The 22,481-nt window shown below is 40.4% G+C and carries 20 protein-coding genes; 10 read left to right on the top strand and 10 right to left on the bottom strand.

Annotated features, from left to right (window positions below):
* Position 1: 1 nt before the first annotated feature.
* The gene (locus B9T23_RS09315; RefSeq protein WP_086193919.1) at positions 2-832 is read left to right on the top strand and encodes an ABC transporter permease; all 831 of its coding nucleotides are present in this window, start codon (positions 2-4) and stop codon (positions 830-832) included.
* A gap of 199 nt (positions 833-1,031) precedes the next feature.
* On the opposite strand, the gene B9T23_RS09310 is transcribed toward B9T23_RS09315, so the two are convergent.
* Complete coding sequence (locus B9T23_RS09310; RefSeq protein WP_086193918.1) at positions 1,032-2,129, bottom strand: sigma-54 interaction domain-containing protein; 1,098 nt, start codon at positions 2,127-2,129, stop codon at positions 1,032-1,034.
* 224 nt (positions 2,130-2,353) lie between these two features.
* Here B9T23_RS09310 and B9T23_RS09305 point away from each other — a divergent pair, with 224 nt between their 5' ends.
* Together B9T23_RS09305 and B9T23_RS09300 are read left to right on the top strand one after the other, a co-directional pair.
* Positions 2,354-2,569, top strand: coding sequence for a TOBE domain-containing protein (locus B9T23_RS09305; RefSeq protein WP_086193917.1), 216 nt, complete (start codon positions 2,354-2,356; stop codon positions 2,567-2,569).
* 37 nt (positions 2,570-2,606) lie between these two features.
* Entirely contained in the window at positions 2,607-3,434 is an 828-nt protein-coding gene (locus B9T23_RS09300; protein ID WP_086193916.1) for an ABC transporter ATP-binding protein, read from the top strand.
* 114 nt (positions 3,435-3,548) lie between these two features.
* Here B9T23_RS09300 and B9T23_RS09295 read toward each other — a convergent pair whose 3' ends face one another.
* The 5 genes from B9T23_RS09295 to B9T23_RS09275 form a co-directional block, all read right to left on the bottom strand.
* Positions 3,549-4,913, bottom strand: a complete 1,365-nt coding sequence (locus tag B9T23_RS09295) for an LLM class flavin-dependent oxidoreductase (RefSeq protein ID WP_086193915.1) — start codon at positions 4,911-4,913, stop codon at positions 3,549-3,551.
* A 94-nt stretch (positions 4,914-5,007) separates the two neighbouring features.
* The gene (locus B9T23_RS09290) at positions 5,008-6,369 is read right to left on the bottom strand and encodes an LLM class flavin-dependent oxidoreductase (protein WP_086193914.1); all 1,362 of its coding nucleotides are present in this window, start codon (positions 6,367-6,369) and stop codon (positions 5,008-5,010) included.
* Between the two features lie 309 nt (positions 6,370-6,678).
* Entirely contained in the window at positions 6,679-8,049 is a 1,371-nt protein-coding gene (locus B9T23_RS09285; protein WP_086193913.1) for an LLM class flavin-dependent oxidoreductase, read from the bottom strand.
* Between the two features lie 173 nt (positions 8,050-8,222).
* Positions 8,223-9,590 (bottom strand): MATE family efflux transporter, encoded by a 1,368-nt coding sequence (locus B9T23_RS09280; RefSeq protein WP_086193980.1) that lies wholly within the window; start codon positions 9,588-9,590, stop codon positions 8,223-8,225.
* A gap of 139 nt (positions 9,591-9,729) precedes the next feature.
* The gene (locus tag B9T23_RS09275; protein ID WP_086193912.1) at positions 9,730-10,884 is read right to left on the bottom strand and encodes a methionine aminotransferase; all 1,155 of its coding nucleotides are present in this window, start codon (positions 10,882-10,884) and stop codon (positions 9,730-9,732) included.
* Positions 10,885-11,109: 225 nt separating this feature from the next.
* Between B9T23_RS09275 and B9T23_RS09270 the strand changes: the two genes are divergently transcribed.
* The 3 genes from B9T23_RS09270 to B9T23_RS09255 are packed head-to-tail and all read left to right on the top strand — an operon-like array spanning position 11,110 to position 15,924.
* A complete protein-coding gene (locus B9T23_RS09270; protein ID WP_086193911.1) occupies positions 11,110-13,974 on the top strand; it encodes a type VI secretion system Vgr family protein in 2,865 nt (954 codons plus the stop codon).
* Complete coding sequence (locus B9T23_RS16960; protein ID WP_228145915.1) at positions 13,974-15,542, top strand: pesticin C-terminus-like muramidase; 1,569 nt, start codon at positions 13,974-13,976, stop codon at positions 15,540-15,542. Before B9T23_RS09270 ends, B9T23_RS16960 begins: the two co-directional genes overlap by 1 nt.
* Entirely contained in the window at positions 15,526-15,924 is a 399-nt protein-coding gene (locus B9T23_RS09255; protein ID WP_086193910.1) for a lysozyme inhibitor LprI family protein, read from the top strand. Before B9T23_RS16960 ends, B9T23_RS09255 begins: the two co-directional genes overlap by 17 nt.
* Before the next feature lie 149 nt (positions 15,925-16,073).
* Here the strand turns inward: B9T23_RS09255 and B9T23_RS09250 are convergent, their stop codons facing one another.
* Positions 16,074-16,994 (bottom strand): Dyp-type peroxidase, encoded by a 921-nt coding sequence (locus tag B9T23_RS09250; RefSeq protein ID WP_086193909.1) that lies wholly within the window; start codon positions 16,992-16,994, stop codon positions 16,074-16,076.
* 162 nt (positions 16,995-17,156) lie between these two features.
* Here B9T23_RS09250 and B9T23_RS09245 point away from each other — a divergent pair, with 162 nt between their 5' ends.
* Positions 17,157-17,777: a LysE family transporter gene (locus B9T23_RS09245; protein WP_086193908.1), complete on the top strand. Its 621-nt coding sequence runs from the start codon at positions 17,157-17,159 to the stop codon at positions 17,775-17,777.
* An 88-nt stretch (positions 17,778-17,865) separates the two neighbouring features.
* Here the strand turns inward: B9T23_RS09245 and znuB are convergent, their stop codons facing one another.
* Genes znuB through B9T23_RS09230 form a run of 3 tightly spaced genes read right to left on the bottom strand, consistent with a single transcriptional unit; the run spans position 17,866 to position 19,931 of the window.
* On the bottom strand, positions 17,866-18,666 hold the full coding sequence (gene znuB / locus B9T23_RS09240) for a zinc ABC transporter permease subunit ZnuB (protein WP_067725882.1): 801 nt from the start codon (positions 18,664-18,666) through the stop codon (positions 17,866-17,868).
* 3 nt (positions 18,667-18,669) lie between these two features.
* A complete protein-coding gene (gene znuC / locus B9T23_RS09235) occupies positions 18,670-19,461 on the bottom strand; it encodes a zinc ABC transporter ATP-binding protein ZnuC (RefSeq protein ID WP_086193907.1) in 792 nt (263 codons plus the stop codon).
* Positions 19,434-19,931, bottom strand: a complete 498-nt coding sequence (locus B9T23_RS09230) for a transcriptional repressor (RefSeq protein WP_067725886.1) — start codon at positions 19,929-19,931, stop codon at positions 19,434-19,436. Before B9T23_RS09230 ends, znuC begins: the two co-directional genes overlap by 28 nt.
* Positions 19,932-20,072: 141 nt before the next feature.
* On the opposite strand from B9T23_RS09230, the gene B9T23_RS09225 reads away from it, so the two are divergent.
* From B9T23_RS09225 to atpB, 3 genes are all read left to right on the top strand, one after another.
* Complete coding sequence (locus B9T23_RS09225) at positions 20,073-20,912, top strand: metal ABC transporter substrate-binding protein (protein WP_086193906.1); 840 nt, start codon at positions 20,073-20,075, stop codon at positions 20,910-20,912.
* Between the two features lie 171 nt (positions 20,913-21,083).
* Entirely contained in the window at positions 21,084-21,482 is a 399-nt protein-coding gene (locus tag B9T23_RS09220) for an ATP synthase subunit I (protein ID WP_086193905.1), read from the top strand.
* Positions 21,483-21,587: 105 nt separating this feature from the next.
* Positions 21,588-22,463 (top strand): F0F1 ATP synthase subunit A, encoded by an 876-nt coding sequence (gene atpB, locus B9T23_RS09215; protein WP_067725893.1) that lies wholly within the window; start codon positions 21,588-21,590, stop codon positions 22,461-22,463.
* The last annotated feature ends 18 nt before the right edge of the window (positions 22,464-22,481 follow it).

Here is a 22,481-nt window from a genome sequence, read left to right as displayed (position 1 = left end):
TATGTCATCGACTCAACAGGCGATTCCACATCGCCAAACTTATACTGTGGCAAAACCACGCTTACAACTGACTTGGCTCAATACGATTTTTAAACGCAGTATTGCCATCGTGTTGTTCTTATTATTATGGGAAAGTTTGCCGCGCTTAGGTGTGGTGAGTCCAGCCTTTTTACCGCCATTGTCTGTAGTGTTGGATACTGCATGGCAGCTGTACCAAAGTGGACAACTGGGTACGCATTTTAGCGCCAGTATTCAACGCTCGATTATTGGTTTTGTTTTGGCCTTAGCCATTGCCATTCCACTGGGTTTGATCATTGGTTGGTATAAATTGGTGGCAGAAACTTTAAACCCATTGTTGGAGCTGTTTCGTAATACCACAGCGCTGGCATTAATGCCGTTGTTTATTTTATTTCTAGGCATTGGTGAAGCATCTAAAATCAGTTTATTGGTTTACGCCTGCACATGGCCGATTCTGTTAAATACCATTACCGGTGTACAAACAGTCGATCCTTTGCTGATTAAATCAGCACGCACCATGGGCTTAAAACCGTATCAACTGTTCCGTAAAGTCATTTTACCAGCATCAGTACCAACCATTTTCGTTGGTATCCGTTTGGCAGGGGCGATCTCCATCCTTGCGCTGGTTGCGGTTGAGATGTTTGGTGCCAAAGCCGGTCTGGGTTACCTGATTATGTATTCACAATTTAGTTTTGAAATTCCACAAATGTTTGTGGGGATTTTAGTGATTACTTTAGTGGGCTTATCTTTTAACTATATTTTGATTGGGTTGGAAAAATACTTTACCGCTTGGAAACGTAATCCATCAGAATAATATTAATATCTAAAAATTAAAATGCAAAAAAGCAGTGTTGATTCACTGCTTTTTTATGTTTTCTAAGATAAGAAATCTACGAGCTTTAAAATAAATAAAATATTAAATTTTTTATTTTGAATTAAAATAAAGCCTTTAAGATAATTGATATAGATTTTTAATATTTATGCTAGGTTTTTATTTTAAAAAATAGATTTAATTATAATAATGCATATTTCATTAAACGCGTGCGAATCACGTTACGTGTCACGCCCAGTAACCTTGCAGTATGCACCTGATTGTATTCACAGTAAGTATAGGCACTACGAATAAATTGTTCTTCAATTAACTCATTGATATTGAGTTGCGGCAATTGCTGTGAGGCTTGGAACAAATGTTGAAAGGTCGATTGCAACAATTTTTCAGCATCGGTGTTGGCCAAAATTTCCGGCAAAGCGTTGTTGTTTAAATCATTTTGCGGTGCACTTTGATTTTGTCCTTTGCTACGACTATGTAACAGGTTTGAGAAGCGAATATCCTCCGGTTCAATCACACCATTCTGACTGACCAAAACTGCATGGTGAATGGTATTTTCCAGTTCACGAATATTGCCCGGCCAACGATGTTGTAACAGCTTTTTAACCGAAAGTGGACTGATACGTAACGGCGTTGCATGCGGGTCAGTTTGATAGCGTTCCACAAAGAATTTAGCCAAGGGTAAAATGTCATCGCGACGCTCTGAAAGCTTCGGAATACGTAGCAAAGCGACATATAGGCGATAAAATAAATCCTCACGGAATTTGCCTTCCAGCACTGCTTTTTCAAGGTCGACATTGGTTGCAGCAATGATGCGTACATTGATCCGAATCGGCTTGAGCGAGCCGACCCGAACAATCTCCCGTTCTTGTAAAATACGCAGTAATTTTACCTGCATAGACAGCGATAAATCACCTATTTCATCTAAAAATAAGGTGCCATTATGCGCCGCTTCAAACCAGCCAATCCGCTGATGAATTGCACCGGTAAACGCACCTTTTTCGTGACCGAATAATTCGCTTTCTGCTAATGATTCGGTTAAAGCACCACAATTGACTGCAATAAAAGGGCCTTTGGCACGGTGACTTAGGGCATGAATTTGTCTGGCAACCAACTCTTTACCGGTACCGGTTTCACCAATAATCAAGGCATTGGCATCGCTTGGCGCAATTTGTTCAATGCGCTCCAGCAGTGCCTTTGACAATGGATCTTCAAAGACGGTCGCTCGTGCGCGTTCGTAGCGAACCGTCTGACTGACGCTAGGATGCGTTAATATAGACATATGATTTGCTTCATTATAAAAATTGAGCTCATCATGAAATATTTAATATCGAAAAATAAATAATAAAACGATATTTAATTATCTGTTTTGCTGCATAAACGCTTTTTGATAAATATATCTGTTAAATAGATAAATGAAGCACGCATAACTAAATATTAAATCGAGATAAATAATCAGCCAAAAGTATTTTATATTAACAACATCATAAACACAGAGTAATTATAATGACAATCACAGCCGTTAACGTACGTAACCAATTCAAAGGCGTTATTCAAGAAGTATTAGAAGGGGACGTTGTTTCAGAAATAAATGTGGAAACCAAAGCCGGTTTGTTCACTTCAATTATTAGTACCCGTTCAGTCAAAGATCTTGATCTGAAAGTCGGTTCTGAAGTGGTGGTATTGATCAAATCGACAGAAGTGTCATTGGCGAAGCTTTAATTCGCCATTGCCTCAAGCTTTACAGGAGAATTGAGATATGACACAGCAACAGACCGGCCATGTATCTATTCAGCAACTCAGTAAAACCTATCCGACTCAAAATGATGAAGCATTAACCGTGCTGGACGATATTAATTTAGACATTCAACCGGGTGAATTTATTAGTATTGTCGGTAGCAGTGGTTGTGGTAAATCCACACTGTTACGCTTATTGGTTGGACTGGAAAATAGCTATCAAGGCCAGATACACGTTGATGGTAAAAAGATTTTTGGCACCAGTTTAAACCGCGGGATTGTGTTTCAAGATCACCGTCTTTTTCCGTGGTTAAGTGTGACAGAAAATATTCGCATTGCATTGCATCAAAGCAATTTAAGCCGTGCCGAAGAAGATCTAATCATCGATGAGCATTTAGAATTGGTCAAATTGACCAAGTTTAAAGATGCTTTTCCATCGCAACTTTCAGGCGGGATGAACCAGCGTGTTGCCATTGCACGAAGTCTGGTGAATCGTCCGGAAATTTTATTTTTAGATGAGCCGTTTGGTGCACTTGATGCCTTAACCCGTCAAAACCTGCAAGATGAATTACAGCGGATTTGGCAGGCAGAAAAAATCACCATGGTGATTGTGACCCATGACGTTGAAGAAGCGGTATTTTTAGGTGATCGTGTGGTGGTGATGCAGCCACATCCGGGTCGAATCAAACGCATTGTGGATGTACCGGTTGCGCATCCGCGTAAACGTGAAGATGTGCGTTTACACAATATTAAAAATAATATTCTGCTCGATTTTAGCGATCCTTTAAAAGACCAATTACACAGCAACAAACAGCCAGCGAAGTTTTCAGATTATCAATTTGCTTGGTAATTGTGCTTTATGTGTTATCCAAAAGCCTGCGTAAAGTAGGTTTTTTTATGTCGAATTAAAATGATCTGGCATAAAAAATCCCTCATGAATGAGGGATATTCAACTGATTTTAAATTAAGACGCTTTCACTTCCTGACGTGCCAAAACATATTGGTTTTCTGGACGTTTTAAACCTAGGTTTTCACGTAAAGTTTTGCCTTCATATTCAGTGCGGAACAGGCCACGACGTTGCAGTTCAGGTACCACTAAATCAACAAAATCATCTAAACTCGCTGGGGTTGTTGGTGGCAAAATATTAAAACCATCCGCGGCTTCATTTTCAAACCAAGCCTGAAGTTCATCGACCACTTTTTCAGGTGTACCAATAATGGTCCAGTGACCGCGTGCGCTTGCGATCCATTGGTACAACTCGCGAATAGTAAAATTGTTTTGACGGGCAATGTCTAAAATCAGTTGGTTGCGGCTGGCACCATTTTCAATTTGACCGATATGTTCAGGTAAAGGTTCATCGAGGTTGTATTGACTGAGGTCTTCGGTAAAACCGCCCAATTGCTGTAGCAAAGATAAACCGAGTGATGGGTGAATATAGCTGTTCAGTTCATCATATTTCGCTTTTGCTTCTTCTTCGGTTTCCGCTACAAAAATCGAAACACCCGGCATAATTTTCAGGTCATCGGTATGACGGCCATATTTGACTAAACGTTGTTTAACATCTTTATAAAAGGCTTGTGCATCTTCAATTTTTTGCTGTGCAGTGAAAATGACTTCGGCAAATTTAGCCGCCAATTCACGACCATCTTCCGATTGACCGGCTTGTACAATTACCGGATAGCCTTGCGGTGGACGCGCGATATTGAGTCCGCCATGTAAGGCTAAATGTTTACCTTTAAAACGCGGTGGATGCAGTTTGTCACCGTCAAAGAATTGACCAGTTTTTTTGTTGTACTCAAAGGCATCATCTTCCCAGGTATCCCACAGTTTTTGTGCCACTTGAATAAATTCATCGGCACGTTCATAGCGTTCTTTCGGATGCGGCGCATCGTTTAAACCAAAGTTTTTCGCTACGATTGGACCCGAAGTAGTCACCACATTCCAAGCCGCACGACCTTCAGATAAATGATCGAGTGAGGCGAATTTACGGGCCAAATTGTACGGTTCTTCATAGGTGCTTGAAGCGGTGGCAATAAAGCCAATATGCTCAGTGACTGCAGCGAGTGCTGAAAACAGTGAAACAGGTTCAAGACCTGCGGAAAAACCTCCTGTTAAGCCTAAATTGGGCGTGGTGTCTGGGTCGACTGTGACTGGAACATCGGCAAGAAAATACGCATCAAACAGGCCGCGTTCAGCGGTTTTTGCCAGTTCAATAAAATATTTTAGATTATGACTGTCTTGTGGGCGAGCTTCGGGATGGCGCCAACCTGCAACGTGTTGTGATGTTCCCGGTACAAAAGCACCTAAGCGAATTTGACGTTTAGCCATGTTAATTATCCTATTTTTTATCTTGTTTCAATCTTTGTACTTCATTTGAAGTAACGTAAAAAGCCTGCTCTAAATGAACAGGCTCAAGCACAATTTATGAAGCTTTGCTTTGCTGTTTTTCTAAAACATATTGATTTTCAGGACGTGCTAAACCTAAGTTTTCACGCAGTGTCGTGCCTTCATATTCGGTACGGAATAAGCCACGACGCTGCAGTTCAGGCACAATAAAATCAACAAAGTCATTCAGACCGGCAGGGGTCGTCGGCGGCAAAATATTAAAGCCATCTGCACCTTCATTTTCAAACCAGTTTTGCAGCTGATCTACTACTTGTTTCGGCGTACCAATCAAGGTCCAGTGACCACGTGCGCTGGCGATATATTCATAAAGTTGGCGAATGGTGAAATTATGCTTGCGCGCAATATCAATCATCATTTGCTGACGACTTGAGAAGTTAATGTCGGCATCTTCAAGTTTCGGGAACGGGGCATCTAAATCATATTTCTCTAAATTAATCCCGCCCGATAAACCTGACAGTAAACTTAAACCGACTTTTGGGTGAATTAAGCTATTGAGTAATTGGTATTTTTCCTGCGCTTCTTGTTCAGTTTTCGCAACGAAAATTGACACGCCTGGCATGATTTTAAGATCATCTGGCTGGCGGCCATACTTGGCCAAACGGCTTTTCACATCACGGTAAAATTCTTGTGCATCGGCTAGATTTTGTTGTGCGGTGAAAATCACTTCAGCATATTTGCCTGCAAGTTCTCGGCCATCTTCGGATTGTCCCGCTTGCACAATCACAGGATAACCTTGCGGTGGGCGAGAGACGTTTAATGGTCCTTGTACACTGAAATATTTGCCGCTATGTTGAGGTTCATGGATTTTATCGGCATGGAAAAATTGACCACTTTCCTTGTTGTAAATAAAGGCATCATCTTCCCAAGAATCCCAAAGCTTTTGGGTTACTTCAATGAATTCATCGGCACGTTCATAACGTGTTTTAGGATCCGGATGCTGTTCTAGGCCGAAGTTACGCGCGGTATCAGCTGAAGCCGTTGTCACGACGTTCCATGCGGCACGACCTTTAGAAATATGGTCCAGCGAAGCAAATTTACGTGCTAATAGATACGGATCTTCATAGGTGGTTGATGCCGTCGCAATAAAGCCCAGATTTTTAGTCACTGCAGACAGCGCAGCAAACAAGGTCACAGGTTCAAAGCCGACGCCTTTATCCCCTAAGCCCAATTCACCTTCAATTGCCGAACCCCAACGAACGGATAGGCCATCTGCTAAAAAGTAGGCATCGAATAAACCTTTCTCTGCGGTTTTTGCCAGTTCGATAATGTAATCAATATTCAAATGATCTTGAGGGCGAGATTCAGGATGACGCCAGCCTGCAGCATGTTGAGCGGTCGCGGGAATAAAGGCACCGAGTTTAATTTGACGTTTTGACATTGTTATATCCTATGGATTCTAATAAATATTCAGAACATCTCATTCAAACTTTGTGCCAATGATAAATACTAATTAAAACAATAATATAAAATACATAATATTTTTATGTGTTTAAGATTCAACAGTAAAAACGTTGCTTTGTTTCAAATCAGACAGTAGAAAAAATGCAGTACTTATATGAAAAGCTATGTATTGGTCGAAAAGGGATAATCTCTATTCTTATGTTGTTTTTTAGATAGATCAAAATGGTGTGATCTTTAAAAAGCGGCATAAAAAATGCCCCGAAGGGCATTTTAAATCGTTCTTGGATTAAGATGTCTGAGCTTGTTGTTGTGCCAGCACATATTGATTTTCAGGACGTTTTAAACCTAAGTTTTCACGTAAGGTTGTACCTTCATATTCGGTACGGAACAGGCCGCGACGTTGCAGTTCAGGCACAATAAATTCCACAAAGTCATCCAGACCCGCGGGGGTCGAAGGGGGCAATACATTGAAGCCATCCGCAGCTTCATTTTCGAACCATTGTTGTAATTGATCGACCACTTGTTTAGGTGTACCAATCAAGGTCCAGTGACCACGTGCTGAGGCAATATATTCATACAGCTGGCGAATGCTAAAATTATGTTTTTGTGCAATTTCAATCATCATTTGCTGACGGCTGCTAAAATTGATTTCTGTTTCATCAAGTTTTGGAAATGGAGCATCTAAATCAAATTGAGATAAATCAATATTGCCTGCCAAACCGGAAAGTAAGCCTAAACCAACATCTGGATGAATCAGGCTATTCAACAACTGATATTTTTCTTGCGCTTTTTGCTCGGTTTTTGCCACGAAAATCGACACGCCTGGCATGATTTTTAAGTCATCGGCATGGCGACCATATTTGCTTAAACGTGCTTTGACATCACGGTAGAAGGTTTGTGCATCATCCAAACTTTGTTGCGCAGTGAAAATGACTTCGGCATATTTTGCTGCAAGTTCACGACCATCTTCCGACTGACCGGCTTGTACAATGACCGGATAGCCTTGCGGTGGACGAGGAACATTCAGTGAACCTTGTACATTGAAATATTTGCCTGTATGTCGCGGTTCATGCTGCTTGTTGGCATCAAAGAATTGACCGCTTTCTTTATTATATAAGAACGAATCGTCTTCCCAGGAATCCCAAAGTTTTTGGGTGACTTCAATAAATTCATCGGCACGTTCATAACGGACTTTTGCATCTGGATGCGCAGTAAAACCAAAATTACGTGCCGTATCCGCCGAAATAGTGGTCACCACATTCCATGCAGCACGACCTTTTGAAATGTGATCTAGTGAGGCAAATTTACGTGCCAAAAGGTAAGGTTCTTCATAGGTGGTTGAGGCCGTGGCAATAAAACCAATGTGCTTGGTCACTGCTGAAATGGCAGCAAATAATGTTACGGGTTCAAAACCGACAACTTTGTCGCTATAACCAATACTTTGCTTGTTTTTGGAAGCGCCATGACTCCAGTTCACCGATAAACCGTCGGCAAGAAAATAGGCATCAAATAAACCTTTCTCAGCAGTTTTTGCCAATTCAATAACGTAATCAATGCTTAGATGATCTTGTGGACGAGACTGCGGGTGACGCCAGCCTGCTGCGTGCTGTGAGGTGGTGGGAATAAAAGCACCCAGTTTAATTTGTCGTTTCGACATGGTCATACCCTGTTGTAATCATTCATTTTCACAGGGTTATAACAAGGAATTAGAAGCTTGGAAAATACGATAAAATTAAATCCTTATAAAATATATGGGATAAGGATTTAAATCACATTTATCAGCCTTTTGCAGCGGGTTTTGCAAAGAGCATTGATTTGCTTAAAGGACTTTTAAATTAACGCTTTAACGGTTTTTTTCTTCCAGATAAATTGATAATACAGACCTTGAAGAATACTTAAGCAAACAAATGCCAGTGCGTACGCATACCAAATGCCTTGTAAGCCCCACCATTGACTGAACAAATAAGCGCATGGCACTTCAATGCCAATAATGGCAACAATGTTAATGATCATTGGGACAGTTACGGTACCGCTGGCACGCATGATGGAAGCAAAAATGGCACTCGCACCAAAGAAGATAATCGACCACAATACAATAAATAAAAGTTGCTGCCCAAGTACAACCACCGTCGGGTCGGTGATAAATAGCGCCATCAGATATTTTGAGAATAGATAAGCTAAAGCTACCAATCCACCCGTAATGACGATATTCATACCCAGTGCAGTACGCGTGACTTTGTTCAGTAGTTCCGATTTACCTGCACCAATAGCTTGAGCAGCAAAAATCGACGCGGCAATAGAGATAGATAGGGCAGGGAATTGAATATAATTCAGCACCTGATTGACTGCACCATAGGCTGCAGTGGCATGGGAACCATAACGATTCACCAAACCTACAATCACCAAACCGGCAACTGAAGTTGTCACCATCTGAATGCCGGTTGGAATGCCTAAACGTAGAATGATTATACTGAGTTCGCGTTGATGGCGAATATGACTGAGCAGATGACGGTCAGGCTTAAGCGGATGATCTTTTTTATTTAAGTACACGGCCAAAAAGATCAGTACTGCAAGGTAACCGACAATGGTGGCAATAGCAGGTGCAATAATGCCCATTTTCGGAAAGCCAAAATACCCCGCAATCAGCACAGGGGTAATTAATACGCCAATCAGAATGGTCATGCCTGACGCAATCAGCGGGGTGGTGCTGTCACCGACTCCACGTAAAATTGACGTATAAATAATATAAATAAACAGCAAGGGACTGCCGGCAAGCATCCACTGTACATAAGGCAGTGACAGGTGCATGACATCCGGATCCGTGCCTAAGGCAAGTAAAATATGTTCAGCAAAAAGCACCCCAAACAGGGCAATAATACTGCCGCCAATTAAAGTCATAAACAGGGTAGAGCCGACCACACAGCGAACTTTTTCAACATTTTTCGCCCCCCAAGCTTGTCCAACCAATACGGTTGCACCCGCTGAAAGGCCAATCACAAAAGCCAGCAGACAAAACAAAATCGGGAAGAATACAGCCACTGCTGCAATGGCATTCACCCCCATCATTTGCCCTACAAAAATGGTATTAATCGTTCCTGAAAGGTTTTGCAAAATATTGGTTGCAATCAACGGCAACAGGAAAATTAAAAAGGTTTTCCATAATTTTTGTTGATCGAGCAGTGATTGATGTTGAGACATTGAACGTCCTGTAAAGGTATTTTTATCATTTTTCAGATTTAAAATCACACTACCTGAGTTCGCTTAAAAAAGCCTTAGCTGTTAAGTAACTAAGCGTTGTTAAGTAACTAAGGCTTAAATTTATTAATAAATCATGAACTTAAACAGCAGATAAAATGGCAGAGGCTTGTTCTAAGGTTTCATCTTTTTTGGCAAAACAAAAGCGAATTAAACGTAAATTTTCGGGCGCCTGCTGATAAAAAACTGAAATAGGAATCGCCACAATGCCATGATGTTCCGCGAGAAATTTACACATCTCGATATCGTTTAAATCGGGGCGAATGGCACTGTAATTTAAGTTCTGGAAATAGGTTCCTTGTGACGGAGTAAAATGAAAACGTGAGTTGCGAATGCCTGAATTAAATAGATCGCGTTTATCCTGATAGAAGTCGGCAAGTTGTTCAATATGTTCAGGATGCTGCTGCATAAAAGTCGCCAGTGCCATTTGTATCGGCGTGACACCGCAGAAACTGACAAATTGATAAACCTGTCTAAATAGTTTCATCAGTTCGGGTGAGGCAATGCAGTAACCGGTTTTCCAGCCCGTGACATGGAAGGTTTTACCAAAAGAACCCACCACAATACTGCGATCACGCAATTCAGGAAAAGACAGTGCGGAATAATGTTTTTTACCATCATAAATCAGATGTTCATAGACTTCATCGGACAGCACCACAATGTTTTTATCACGAATCAGCTCAATTAAATTTAACCAGTCCTGACGTGACCAAATTGCACCAGTAGGGTTGTGAGGGGTATTCACAATGATCATTCGGGTCTTGTCGTTGATGGCATCTTTAACCTGATTCCAGTTTACGGAAAACTCGGGTGCAACCAGAGGAATATGAATGGCTCTGCCACCCACCAGTTTCACGCTGGGGCCATAACTGTCATAGCAGGGGTCGAAAATAATAACTTCATCACCCGCATGGATCAGCGCCTGAATAGTACAAAAAATCCCGATGGTTGCGCCTGGGGTAATGGTGATTTCAGTGACGGGATCAATCACCAGTTGATCGCGTTTTAAAAATTGATGTGCCAATTGTTCGCGTAGTGAAATCAGTCCATCACTTGGTGCATATTGATTAAAGCCATCCAAAGTAGCTTGGCTTAACGCTTTTAACAGTGCAGGAGGGGCTGCAAAATCGGGAAAACCTTGAGAGAGATTTAAGGCATTCAGGCGATGTGCCATTGCGGTCATCACACTGAAAATGGTGATCCCTTGTGCAGGCAGTTTGGAATGGATGTCAATCATGACCCGAACTCTTGAATATTGTTATTCTTTTCAGTGTAGCAGTAAGACAGGAACCGAAAAATAAAAGTCTAATTTAATCTCTGTATTTTTTAACAGATTTAAATAGGTTGAATTGGATGTATGGTTTTTTTATCGAATTAACAAAAAACTCACTAGACTAAAAAAACAACATTTCTTAGAATGCAGCCACTCATTAAAATAATATTCTTAAAACAATAAATTATTATGTTAAACACTATCCATGCTGTGATTGAAGGTATGGGCTTAAGTTTGCAAAAACGTGCCCTGCATTTATATTTTTCCAACGAATTGCTTAATCCTCAGGTCTTTATTCAAAGAATTGAAGGACAACATCGCATTAATCATGGCTTTAAGGCTGAATTGATTTGCTTGTCGACCAATGCCCATATTCCCCTAAAGCAATTTATAGGTGGACGTGTAGCTGTCGATCAAGTCACTGATTTAGGTGAACTCTCACGAATCACTGGTATCATTACTGGTGCCAGCCAAGGTCAAAGTGATGGGGCACTCACCCTCTATAAAATCACCATTGAAGATGCGTCGGCACTCTGGCACAAGCGCCAGAATAGTCGTGTGTTTATGAACAAAAGCGTGCGTGATATCAGTGAAATACTGTTTAGAGAATGGCAAAGTAAAAGTGCCTTATTTGCCGCCAGCTTAAGTCTAAATATTCAGGGCTTAACCCGAGAATACGATATTCGTCCTTTCGTAATGCAAGCCAATGAAACGGATTATGAATTTCTCACACGACTGTGGCGCAGTGAAGGCATTAATTGGCTGATTGATGAGTCTGAACACCGAGTTGCAGTTTCCTCCTCCGCGATTCAGCCGCAGAAACTACGTTTGATTGATGATAATCATCAATATAGTGCTTTAAGCAGAAGATCAATCCGATTTCATCGTAGTCATGCCACAGAACGCCTAGATAGCATCACCAGTTTTATCGCCGAACGCTCTTTGCAGTCCACCGCAATTCAGGTACAGCGTTGGCAAGCCAACAGCCTGTCGCAAGATCAAGCCAATAGTCTGCTCAGTAATCATCAACATAGTGAGTTGCAAGATAATGAAACTTTAAGTTTGGAGCAAGCCTGGACCATCAGCCCAGCATGGACATCAGATTTAACCGGTACCGATCAGACCACGATTTCAGGTAGTAACCAATTAGAAAAGCTTAATCAGCAGCTGTCCCAATACCAAGACTTGCAGGCCAAATACTTCACCGCCAATAGTAGTGTACGTGATGCACAGGTGGGTTATTGGTTTGAATTAATCGATCATCCTGAAATTGATCTGCATTCAGGTTCAGATAAAGAATTCCTGATTTTAGGCAAAGCTTTTTATAACCAGAATAATTTACCGAAAGATATTCTCCGTCAGTTAGATGTCTTATTAACTTTAAGCCGTTGGCAACACCAAGGAGATGAACGACAAGCCAATGAGCTGTATCTAGTACGTCGTAATGTCCCCGTAGTGCCTGAATATAGTCCTTTAATGCATCGACCTGCGGCCTATCCACAACGAGCCAAAGTCGTTGGACCTGAAGGTGAAACTATTTTTGTGGATGCATGGGGACGCATCAAAGTTCGCTTCATGTTTACTCGTGTGGACGACCATGGTCACGATGGCGGTGCGGGGAGTAATGAAAACGATACCGACTCAGCCTGGGTAGATGTGTTGACCCCTTGGGCAGGTGAAGGTTATGGCGCGCGATTCCATCCCCGAATTGGTGAAATTGTGGTGATCGACTTCTTTGAAGGTGATGTTGATCGGCCATTTGTGGTTGGGCGAATTCATGAAGCTGAACGCCATCAAACCATGTTTGATATCAAAGGGCAGTTACCCGATACCAAAAAGCTCAGTGGCATCCGTTCGCAAGAAGTGGCTGGAGCAGGCTTTAACCAACTCCGTTTTGATGACACCACCAGACAGATCAGTACCCAATTGCACAGCAGTCATGGGGCAAGCCAATTGAATTTGGGTAACTTGAGCCATCCCAAAGATAAAGAAATCAGTGATGGGCGTGGTGAAGGATTTGAGTTAAGAACCGATCAATATGGAGCTGTTCGTGCGGGGAAAGGTCTGCTGATTTCGACATATTCTCAAGATCAAGCCAATGGTCATCATCTCGGTACAAATGAAGCAAGAACTCAACTGCAATCGAGTTTGAATAATTCTGAAGCATTGAGTCAAGTTGCGGAAAATCAGTTAACGGATCCGTTAGATGTTTTGGAAAATTTGAAGGCTTTTCTTGACCACATTGAAAGTGGGGAAAAAGAGCAAGCGGATACATTTAAACAGGCTTTAATGCTATTGGCTGCACCCAATTCGATTGCGCTTGCAACAAATGAAGATATCCATATTTCAGCAGATCAACAGATTAACCATAGTGCAGGAGAGAGTATCAACTTCAGTACACAAAAGTCTTTGATTGGGCATGCAAGTAAAAAAATTAGTCTTTTTGCAGCACAAGAAGGATTCAGAGCCTTTGCTGCAAAAGGTAAAGTTGAACTTCAAGCGCAGGATGATGCAATTGAAGCCATCGCTCGCAAGGTCATTAAGCTGATTTCTACCGAAGATAAAATTGAAATTACTAGCCCTAAAGAGATTGTACTGACTGCAGGCGGTTCACAGTTAAAGATCAATGCCGAAGGTGTTTTTACAACTACGGGTGGCAAGTTTGAGAGTAAGGCTGGGCAGCATAGTTTTGTGGGAGGGGCAAAAGTACTGACACCTCAGGTAAGTTTGCCAATGTTTGAAACTCCTTATAGCAATCAAATTGATTATATGTGGAACAAGCCATCTGAGGGTGAAAAGGAGATTTTTATTGTTGGTAAATCAGATGGAAAATTAATTAAAAATATTAAAAATGAATTAAATAGTGAAAAAATCATTAGTTCCTTAAGGTTCTATACTCCGCAACAATCAGAATTTACAGCATTGGGATTTAACTCTTTAAATACTTATTTAAGTCAGGAAATATCAAATGACAATATTGATGAACTGATAGAAGAAATAGAAGGAGAGATTTTTGAGGATGATGAAGTTTATACAGAAGAGGACTTTGATTAATGAGTAGTTTAGTCACCATTACGTCTAAATTCTATGACAAGTCGGGACGTCGAGTTATCAATTTAAATGTAAAGTCTCGTTATAAAGGGTCAATAAGAGAGAATCTTCAAAAAACAGATGATAATGGATTATTCGTGTTTCAATCTTCTTCTAACAGGATAGTCGAAATTTTAGCTAAACCACCGAATGCTAAAGATTATACAGTTTTTAAAACGATCAACTCATCCATAGTTTCATCTGACCATAATCCGATAAAAGTTCAATTGCCAAAAACTATTGAGGAATATAAAAAGGGAAATGTAAAACAGCCTGCAAGTGGAACAGTGTTTACTTTATTTAAAGTTGTAGATAGTACAGGAAAAGTTATGTTTAATTTTCCTATTCAATCTAGACCCAAAGGGAAAAAAACTTTTGAACGTTCTACTAATAAAGAAGGGGTTGCAGAAATAGAATCTTCCCCAAATAGAGAAATAGAAATTTTAGTTCTGACATCTAATGATAAATTTATTCTAAAAAAATCTGTAAATTCTGGCAATGGTTCCAAACAGCCAATTCTTATTAAATTAGATGAACCATATGATAGTTTTAAAAGTTTATCGACGATCACTCTGTTGGATAAAAATGACAATAATTATATTGTAGAAAAAACAAACGTTGAAATATTAGCTCTAGATAGTGGAGAAAAAAATATAATCACTGCTTCAAATGGAAAGATTGTAGTTCGGGGTCATATCGGAAAATGGGTGAAGATAACAGTATATAGACCTGATGGTACTCCACTAAAATCTGTAGATTATTTGCCACAAAGAATAAATGCACGTTCTGTTAAGTTGCATTTAGATGTGGATGTAACGAAGGGAAGTACTCAACAAGATAAACCAGTCATAAATAAAAGCATTAATCATAAAGATTGCTCTTCTGAATGTATTATTCAAACATATTCTTTTGAAACATCTTTAGGAATAATGATTATTTCAAAAGAATCTCTTGAATCAATTTTAAAATGGGAAAAATATGAATCTCAACCTTATGTGCCGAGTAAAGGAGGAGATGGTAAAAGTGGAGTAACATTAGGATATGGTTATGATTTAGGACAACAGAGTACAGAACAAATTAAAAAAGATTTAACTTTATATTATACTCCAAATCAAATTCAACGCTTATTAAAAGCTCAAGGGAAAAAAGGCGTATCTGCACAAGCCTTAGTTAGTAGCCTATCCGATATTACGATAAGTAAAAATAAAGCTTATGATATGGTAATGATAGTAAAGAAAAGATATGCAGAGGATACATTAAAAATTTACCCTGATATTTTAAAATATCATCCTCATTGTCAAGGTGCTATTTTATCGCTTGTATATAATCGATATATAGGTCTTAAAGGAAATAGACGAAAAGAAATGAGAGAAATTCAGGGAGATTTGAAAAAAAGTGGAAGTAATGTTCCTATATCTTTAAGAAGTATGAAACGTTTGTGGACAACAAAACAAAATAGAGGTTTACAAGCAAGACGCGAAGATGAAGCAAAAATTTTTGAAAAAGGATTAAAATGTGATTGCTATAAATAAATTTTTATTTTGTTTAATTTTATTAATTTCTTTAAATGCTCATGCAGTTATTCCTGAGGATTTTTTATATAAAGATGCTCTAAAAGTCAAATGTAAAGAAGGAAGTCCTATGCAAGAGGATTTAATGTATTGTGTCTCAAAAGATTATTTAGAGTCAGATAAATTTTTAAATATAAAATATAAAGACAAAATTAAATTAATGAATAAAGTTAAGAAAAAAGAATTATTAGTAAGCCAAAGAGTATGGTTGAAAAACCGAAAAAATAAATGTACAGCTGAATATAAAGAGGCAGAAGGGGGGAGAGAAGCACCCATTTATTTAATTGATTGTTATGCACAAGAAAATCATAAACGAATAAAATTTTTAGAAAATTATAAATAGCCGAAGGAAGTGATAAAAATTAAATTAAAAGAGTGTACTAGAAGCTTTAAGGTGTAAATTAACTTCCTAAGTGGCTTCTAGTTATCTTTATTTCACATTAAATTCTTTCTTGTAATTTTGGCTAATGTAAATAATAGCTACATTTTACTTTACCCTTCCAAAACTTCTTCCAGCAATTCCTCACTCGGTGCAAAGTAATAAGCACCATCAACTGGGGTTACAAAGTGAAGAAGGCGGTCATGAATACCGTCGCCAGTGGTACCAAACATATGTTGCAACATATGATCTATAATTTCTAATTTTTTGGTATAAGCAATAAAGAACAAACCTTGGTCACCTTTACCATCACCATAAGGAAGAGAGTGGCGTAAAATTTCCATTTCTTCACCTTCCTCATCTTCAATCACAACACGGGCAATGTGCGCATTTTCAGGCTTAACCTCGTCATCCAGTTCAATAGACTCTAACTTGGTTCGACCAATCACATTTTCTTGTGTATCAACTTTTAGTTGTTTCCATTTTGCCAAGTTATGCGCATAGCGTTGTGCAAATACGAATGAACCATCAGCAAAAACGCCAGCATCTTCACCGAGTAAAGCGACTTCGGCACGGTCATCTGGGAATTGTGGGTTTTCAGTTCCGTCAATAAAACCTGTCAGGTCACGACCGTCAAAATTACGGAAGCATACCCGTTCATCCAGCACTTCAACTTTATCTTGAATACCTTCAAAGAAAGATTGGCTTAATGCAAAACAAATGTCAGTGCGTTGAGATGCAACATGAATTAAAACATCAGCAGGGACAACAGGCATTTGAAATGAACCTTGAATCGGTTCCAATTGTTTAAAATCTTCAGGGGTTTGATTATAGAGTTTTGCCCAAAGTGCAGGACCAAACGCTACACCCGTTTTAATTTGCGCGTTAGGATGCTGTGTGATTAAACGATCACGTGTAGTAAATAAATCTGCAAGCTTTTCTTTTAACTCATCAATCGTTAAGTCTTTTAAACGTAAAACAATAAACCGAGCATGATCTGAAGGTAATGGTAAAATTACAGATTGGGCAGTCATACATGGCTCCTAACAATTTTTATAAAATATGTGGCTGGCTTTATTGTGCCTTATCACTGCCTGAGTGAATAGCCCAAAGTTTTATTTTGATAGTTGATTTTTAAAGCTTCTAAAAGATGAAAAGTCATATAATAAGTCGGTCTTTCTATCTTCTTGTATTTTATGTCTTACCAAATTTGGCTAGCGTATATGTTGGCTTGTTGGGTGATTAGTATTTCGCCGGGTGCAGGTGCAATCGCTTCCATGTCGAGTGGTTTAAATTATGGCTTTCGCCGTGGCTACTGGAATGCTTTAGGTCTGCAACTTGCATTATTAGTGCAAATCGGAATTGTCGCAGCCGGGGTAGGGGTACTCTTTGCGACTACACCATGGGCTTTTCTGGTAGTAAAATGGTTTGGGGTGTTGTATTTGTTATATCTGGCTTATCTGCAATGGAAAGCACCAACTCAGTCGATTGAGATTCAACACGAACAACCGAATAAATCGATTGCTAAACTGGTCTTGCATGGCTTCTTGGTCAATATGAGTAATCCCAAAGCTATTGTGTTTTTACTTGCAGTGTTGCCGCAGTTTTTAGATTTATCCAAACCACAGTGGATTCAATATCTGATTATGGCGTTGACCATGGTCACGATTGATTTGATTGTCATGGCCGGCTATACCGGATTGGCAGCCAAAGTTTTACGGTTACTGAAATCACCAAAACAGCAGAAATATATGAACCGAACTTTTGCAGTGTTGTTTAGCTGTGCAGCTGGATTACTTAGTTTTGTACATCAGTAATCAGTAAAGATTGTTTTTCCTCTCCTTTAAGGAGAGGTTGTTGGAAAATAAAAAGCATCGTAAAAATGATAGATATATAAAGGAAAGACTAAGCCAACTTTTTAAACTTCTGCACTGCAAAAATCACGGCAAATAAAATCGCCATGGTGAGCACAATCGTTAAGCCAGTCGATGTATCTAAACCTGCACTTGACCATAAACCTACACTAATCCCGATTTGTGCAATCACAAAAGCCCAAACCACCATCTGTTTTGGCGAGTGTGCGAGTAAGCGTGCAGTTAATGCCGGAATAACAAGTAAAGCACCCATCAACAATGAACCTACGGCACGTAAAGCCAACACGGTAAATAATGCCAATAACAACATAAACACCAGACGTTGCCATTTGGCATTCACGCCTTCACTGATTGCCATATCAGGGTCAATTGCAATTTGAATTTGTGCTTGCCAGTTTTTATACAGCACAGCCAAAGCGGCAATAATGACAAAAGCAAACATCGGTAGATCTGACCACGAAATTTGTAGTAGATCGCCAAATAGATAGCTGAGCAGTTCCGGTCTTAAGCTTGGAATATGCTGAATAAACAATAAACCTGAGCAGAGCAGGGTGGCTGAACAAAGGGCCAGTAAAGCATCATTGGGTAGGCGAGGGTCATGCAGTACCCATAAAATCCCGACCAACAAGAATGCCAAAAAGGTCACGCCTAACCAGAGTGGCAGGCTTAAAGCACCGGCAATCGCAACACCCAGTAAAGTACCGTGCGCCATGGTATCCGCAAAAAAAGACATCCGTCGCCATAACATTAAACAACCCAGTGGAGCAGTCAGAAACACCAGTAGCGTTCCCATGGTCCATGCAGGTAACAATATTTGTAACCATTCCATCATGGCTTAAGCTTCCGGTTCGGGGTGAATATGTGGGCGAGGATCATGCTGGCACGAGGTTGCACTATCACCATGTGCGCAATGATCATGATGATGCTGATAGAACGCACGGTTGGTACCAAAAATAGCTTGATACTCTGGATGCTTCTGCACATTTTCAGGTAAGCCACTGCAGCAGATGTGTTTATTCAAACACACTACGCGGTGCGTACCTTGCATCACCCATTGTAGGTCGTGCGATACCATTAACACGGCACAACCATATTTTATCGGCAAGCTTCTTACATATTCGTACAGTTCAGCTTCTGACTGAATATCTAAACCTTGCATCGGTTCATCAAGAACCAGAACATCGGGTTGACGAAGTAAAGCACGTGCCAACAAAACACGTTGTCGTTCACCGCCAGATAGTTGCTGTACTTTAGAATCTTGGAGTTTGGTAATACCGGTATCGCAAATAATTTCTGCTTTTCTATCCGCATCGCATTTTTCTAAAGCCAATAAGTCTCGTACACGCAAAGGCAAGCTATGCGACGGATTAAACTTTTGCGGCACATAAGAAAATTTTAATTTTTTATGACTATGAATTTTGCCTGAATTGGCTTTAACAATCCCTAATAGGACTTTAATCAGGGTGGATTTCCCTGCGCCATTCGGACCAATCAGCGTGACAATTTCTCGCTCATGTAAGGCGAAATCGATATTCTTTAAAATGTCACGCTCATCGATGCGCACACTGATTTTGTCTAAGGCAATCAGTGTGTGAGCTGTTACTGTTTGTTGCGACACTGCTGACATATCCCAGAAATTTCAATAATACTGTGATGTGCAGTAAATTGATCAGATGCTGAAAGCGCATCTAATTGTGTTAATAAACCCTGTGCAGAAGCTTCTGTCACATTTTTGCAATGGGTACAAATTAAAAATGCCGCCTGATGTCCTTCACGAGGATGACAACATGGAATGTAGGCATTAATAGAAGTTAAACGGTGGATTAAACCTTTTTCTAATAAGAAGTCTAAAGTACGATAAACCGTCGGGGGGGCAGCAGGGCGGTCTGAATCGCTCTTGATTTTAGCCAATAAGTCATATGCACCCATTGGACCTGTGGCATTTAAAATCAGTCCTAATACTTCTTTGCGTAACGGGGTTAAACGTGCGCCAGTCAGCGCACAGAGACTTTCAGCTTCAGCCAGTCGTGTTTCGACATTATGATGGTCATGTACGCCATGTAATGCATTGTGATGTTCGTGCGAACATAAGCTCATAGCCAACCTCAAGTGCGAAATTTATAAAAACAAATGGACATTAAATCTTAACATGAAGCGATACCCGTTTCGATTAGCCGTAGGTATTTTTGTCTATTTGTTATATTATAACACCTGTTGAAAATTTGGTGATCTTCTTTCATGTCCCGTTTCTTTGCATTTTGTGCGCTTGCTTTATTCAGTACCTTAAGCTGGTCACAAAGTTTAGTGGTCTCTACGCATCCAATTTATCTTATTGCTGAAGAAATCACGCAAGGGATTGAAAAGCCTGTACTGTTATTGGCAGATCAAACTGGACACGATGTCACACTTACGCCTGCACATCGCAAAGCTATTCTGGATGCTTCACTGGTGATCTGGTTGGGCAAAGCACATGAAGCACCGCTGGATAAGTTGTTGTCTGATAATCCCAAAGCCATTTCTGTTTTAGATTCTGGTATCGTGCAAACATTGCCACAGCGCAATACCCGTGGTGTGGCTTTAAACAATACCGTAGATACCCATGTTTGGCTTGATCCGAATAATGCGGTGCGGATTGGCTTCTTTATTGCTGCACTGCGTTCACAGCAAATGCCAGAACATAAAGATGCCTATTGGACCAATGCCAAGCGCTTTGCCCAAGAGATGTTGCTGACTGCACAACAATATAACGCAACTTCATCTGCAAAGACCTACTGGGCATATCACGATGCTTATCAATATTTGGAACGTGCCTTAAATTTGAAATTTGCCGGTGCATTGACCGATGATCCACATGTCGCACCGACTATGGCGCAAATTAAATACCTAAATGATAGCCGTCCAAGTCGCAATATGTGCCTGTTGGCAGAAGGACATGCCAGTAAAAATCAATACCAGAAATTGAATCCGATTACCTTTCAGGCAGTAGATGAAAGCATGGGTGGGGCAGGGGATTTTGTCGTGGCTTGGAAAAAACTTGCCGAGCAAACCCATAACTGTGTGCTAAATGCACGAAAGTAATACAAAAAATAAACAACTATTGATTAGTATCAAAGCAGCTTTTTCGTTGAAAAAAACCAGACTTAGGTCGGGAAAAGATTGCATGTTCAGGGGTGTAACTCTATAATGCCTGCGATTAAAAACGATCATCAGCTAAACTTGTCAAGCATGAATGCTGTGAGTGAATAAATAATGAGCCGAACTAGTCGCATGATTGATCGACGATTAGCGAAAGCTTTGGTCATCTTACAAGCATGCATGATCCCTGTTTCAGCCTTGATAGCGTGGGTCCTGAAAGACTCGACTGCAGCCTACAGTGCCGCACTTGGTGCGTTGGTGTGTTGGCTTGCAAGTTGTTATTTTTCTTGGCAATCGTTTCGAGCCGCAGGTGCGCGAGCTTCAAAACAGGTTCTTTCGAACATGTATCGAGGCTTGATGGGCAAGTTTGCAATTGTGATCGTTGGTTTCATTTTAATTTTAAGTAACGTTAAACCGTTGTCAGCGGTGGCGTTGTTTTGTGGTTTTATCCTCGTTCAAACCATGTCGTGGGTCGCTCCTTTTTTGGCGTCACGTCTACAAAAACGGGTTTAAGCACAACAAAAAATTGAAAAGTTTTTTAGGAGATGGACGAGATATCAGGCAGCACGCGATGTTCGTTCACTCTATTTAGTATTTGACATTGACCAGGTGTGATTTATGGCTGCTGAAGAACATGCGCTTACTTCGACCGAGTATATCAAGCATCACTTGACCAATTTAACCTATGGCAAAATGCCGGATGGTTCTTGGAAATTGGCTGAGACTGCTGATGAAGCTCAACAGATGGGGTTCACTGCTATTCACTTGGATTCAATGGGTTGGTCTATCACGCTTGGTGTGATTTTCTGTTTGTTGTTCTGGTGTGTAGCGAAAGCTGCAAACTCTGGTGTTCCTACCAAGTTCCAGTCTGCAATTGAAATGATTATCGAGTTTGTTGACTCAAGTGTCCGCGATACTTTTCATGGCAAATCACGTTTGATCGCGCCTTTAGCCCTCACAATTTTTGTGTGGATTTTCCTGATGAATGCGATGGATTTACTTCCAGTAGATTTCATTCCGCATCTGGCAGGAATTATTGGCTCAAACGTATTTGGTATGGATCCTCACCACGTTTACTTCAAGATTGTTCCATCTACTGACCCTAACATTACCCTTGGTATGTCATTGTCTGTATTTGTCCTTATCTTGTTCTACAGTATCCGTGAAAAGGGTATTGGCGGTTTCGTTGGCGAATTGGCACTTAACCCGTTCAATCCAAGTAACCCAGTTGCAAAAGCGTTGCTTATTCCAGTGAACTTAATTTTGGAATTGGTAACCTTCCTTGCACGTCCAGTTTCATTGGCTCTACGACTGTTCGGTAACATGTATGCGGGTGAATTAATCTTCATTCTTATCGCGTTATTACCGTTCTGGATCCAGTGGGCGTTGTCTGTGCCTTGGGCGATCTTCCACATTCTTGTTATTACGCTACAAGCATTCATTTTCATGATGCTAACTATCGTATACTTGAGTATGGCTAGCGAAAAACATTAATGGTATTACCTGACTATC

It is taken from the genome of Acinetobacter terrae (assembly GCF_002135195.1).
Taxonomy (GTDB): Bacteria; Pseudomonadota; Gammaproteobacteria; order Pseudomonadales; family Moraxellaceae; genus Acinetobacter; species Acinetobacter terrae.
Note: the sequence above shows the minus strand (reverse complement) of the source record. Positions and strands in the feature narration are given on the sequence as shown.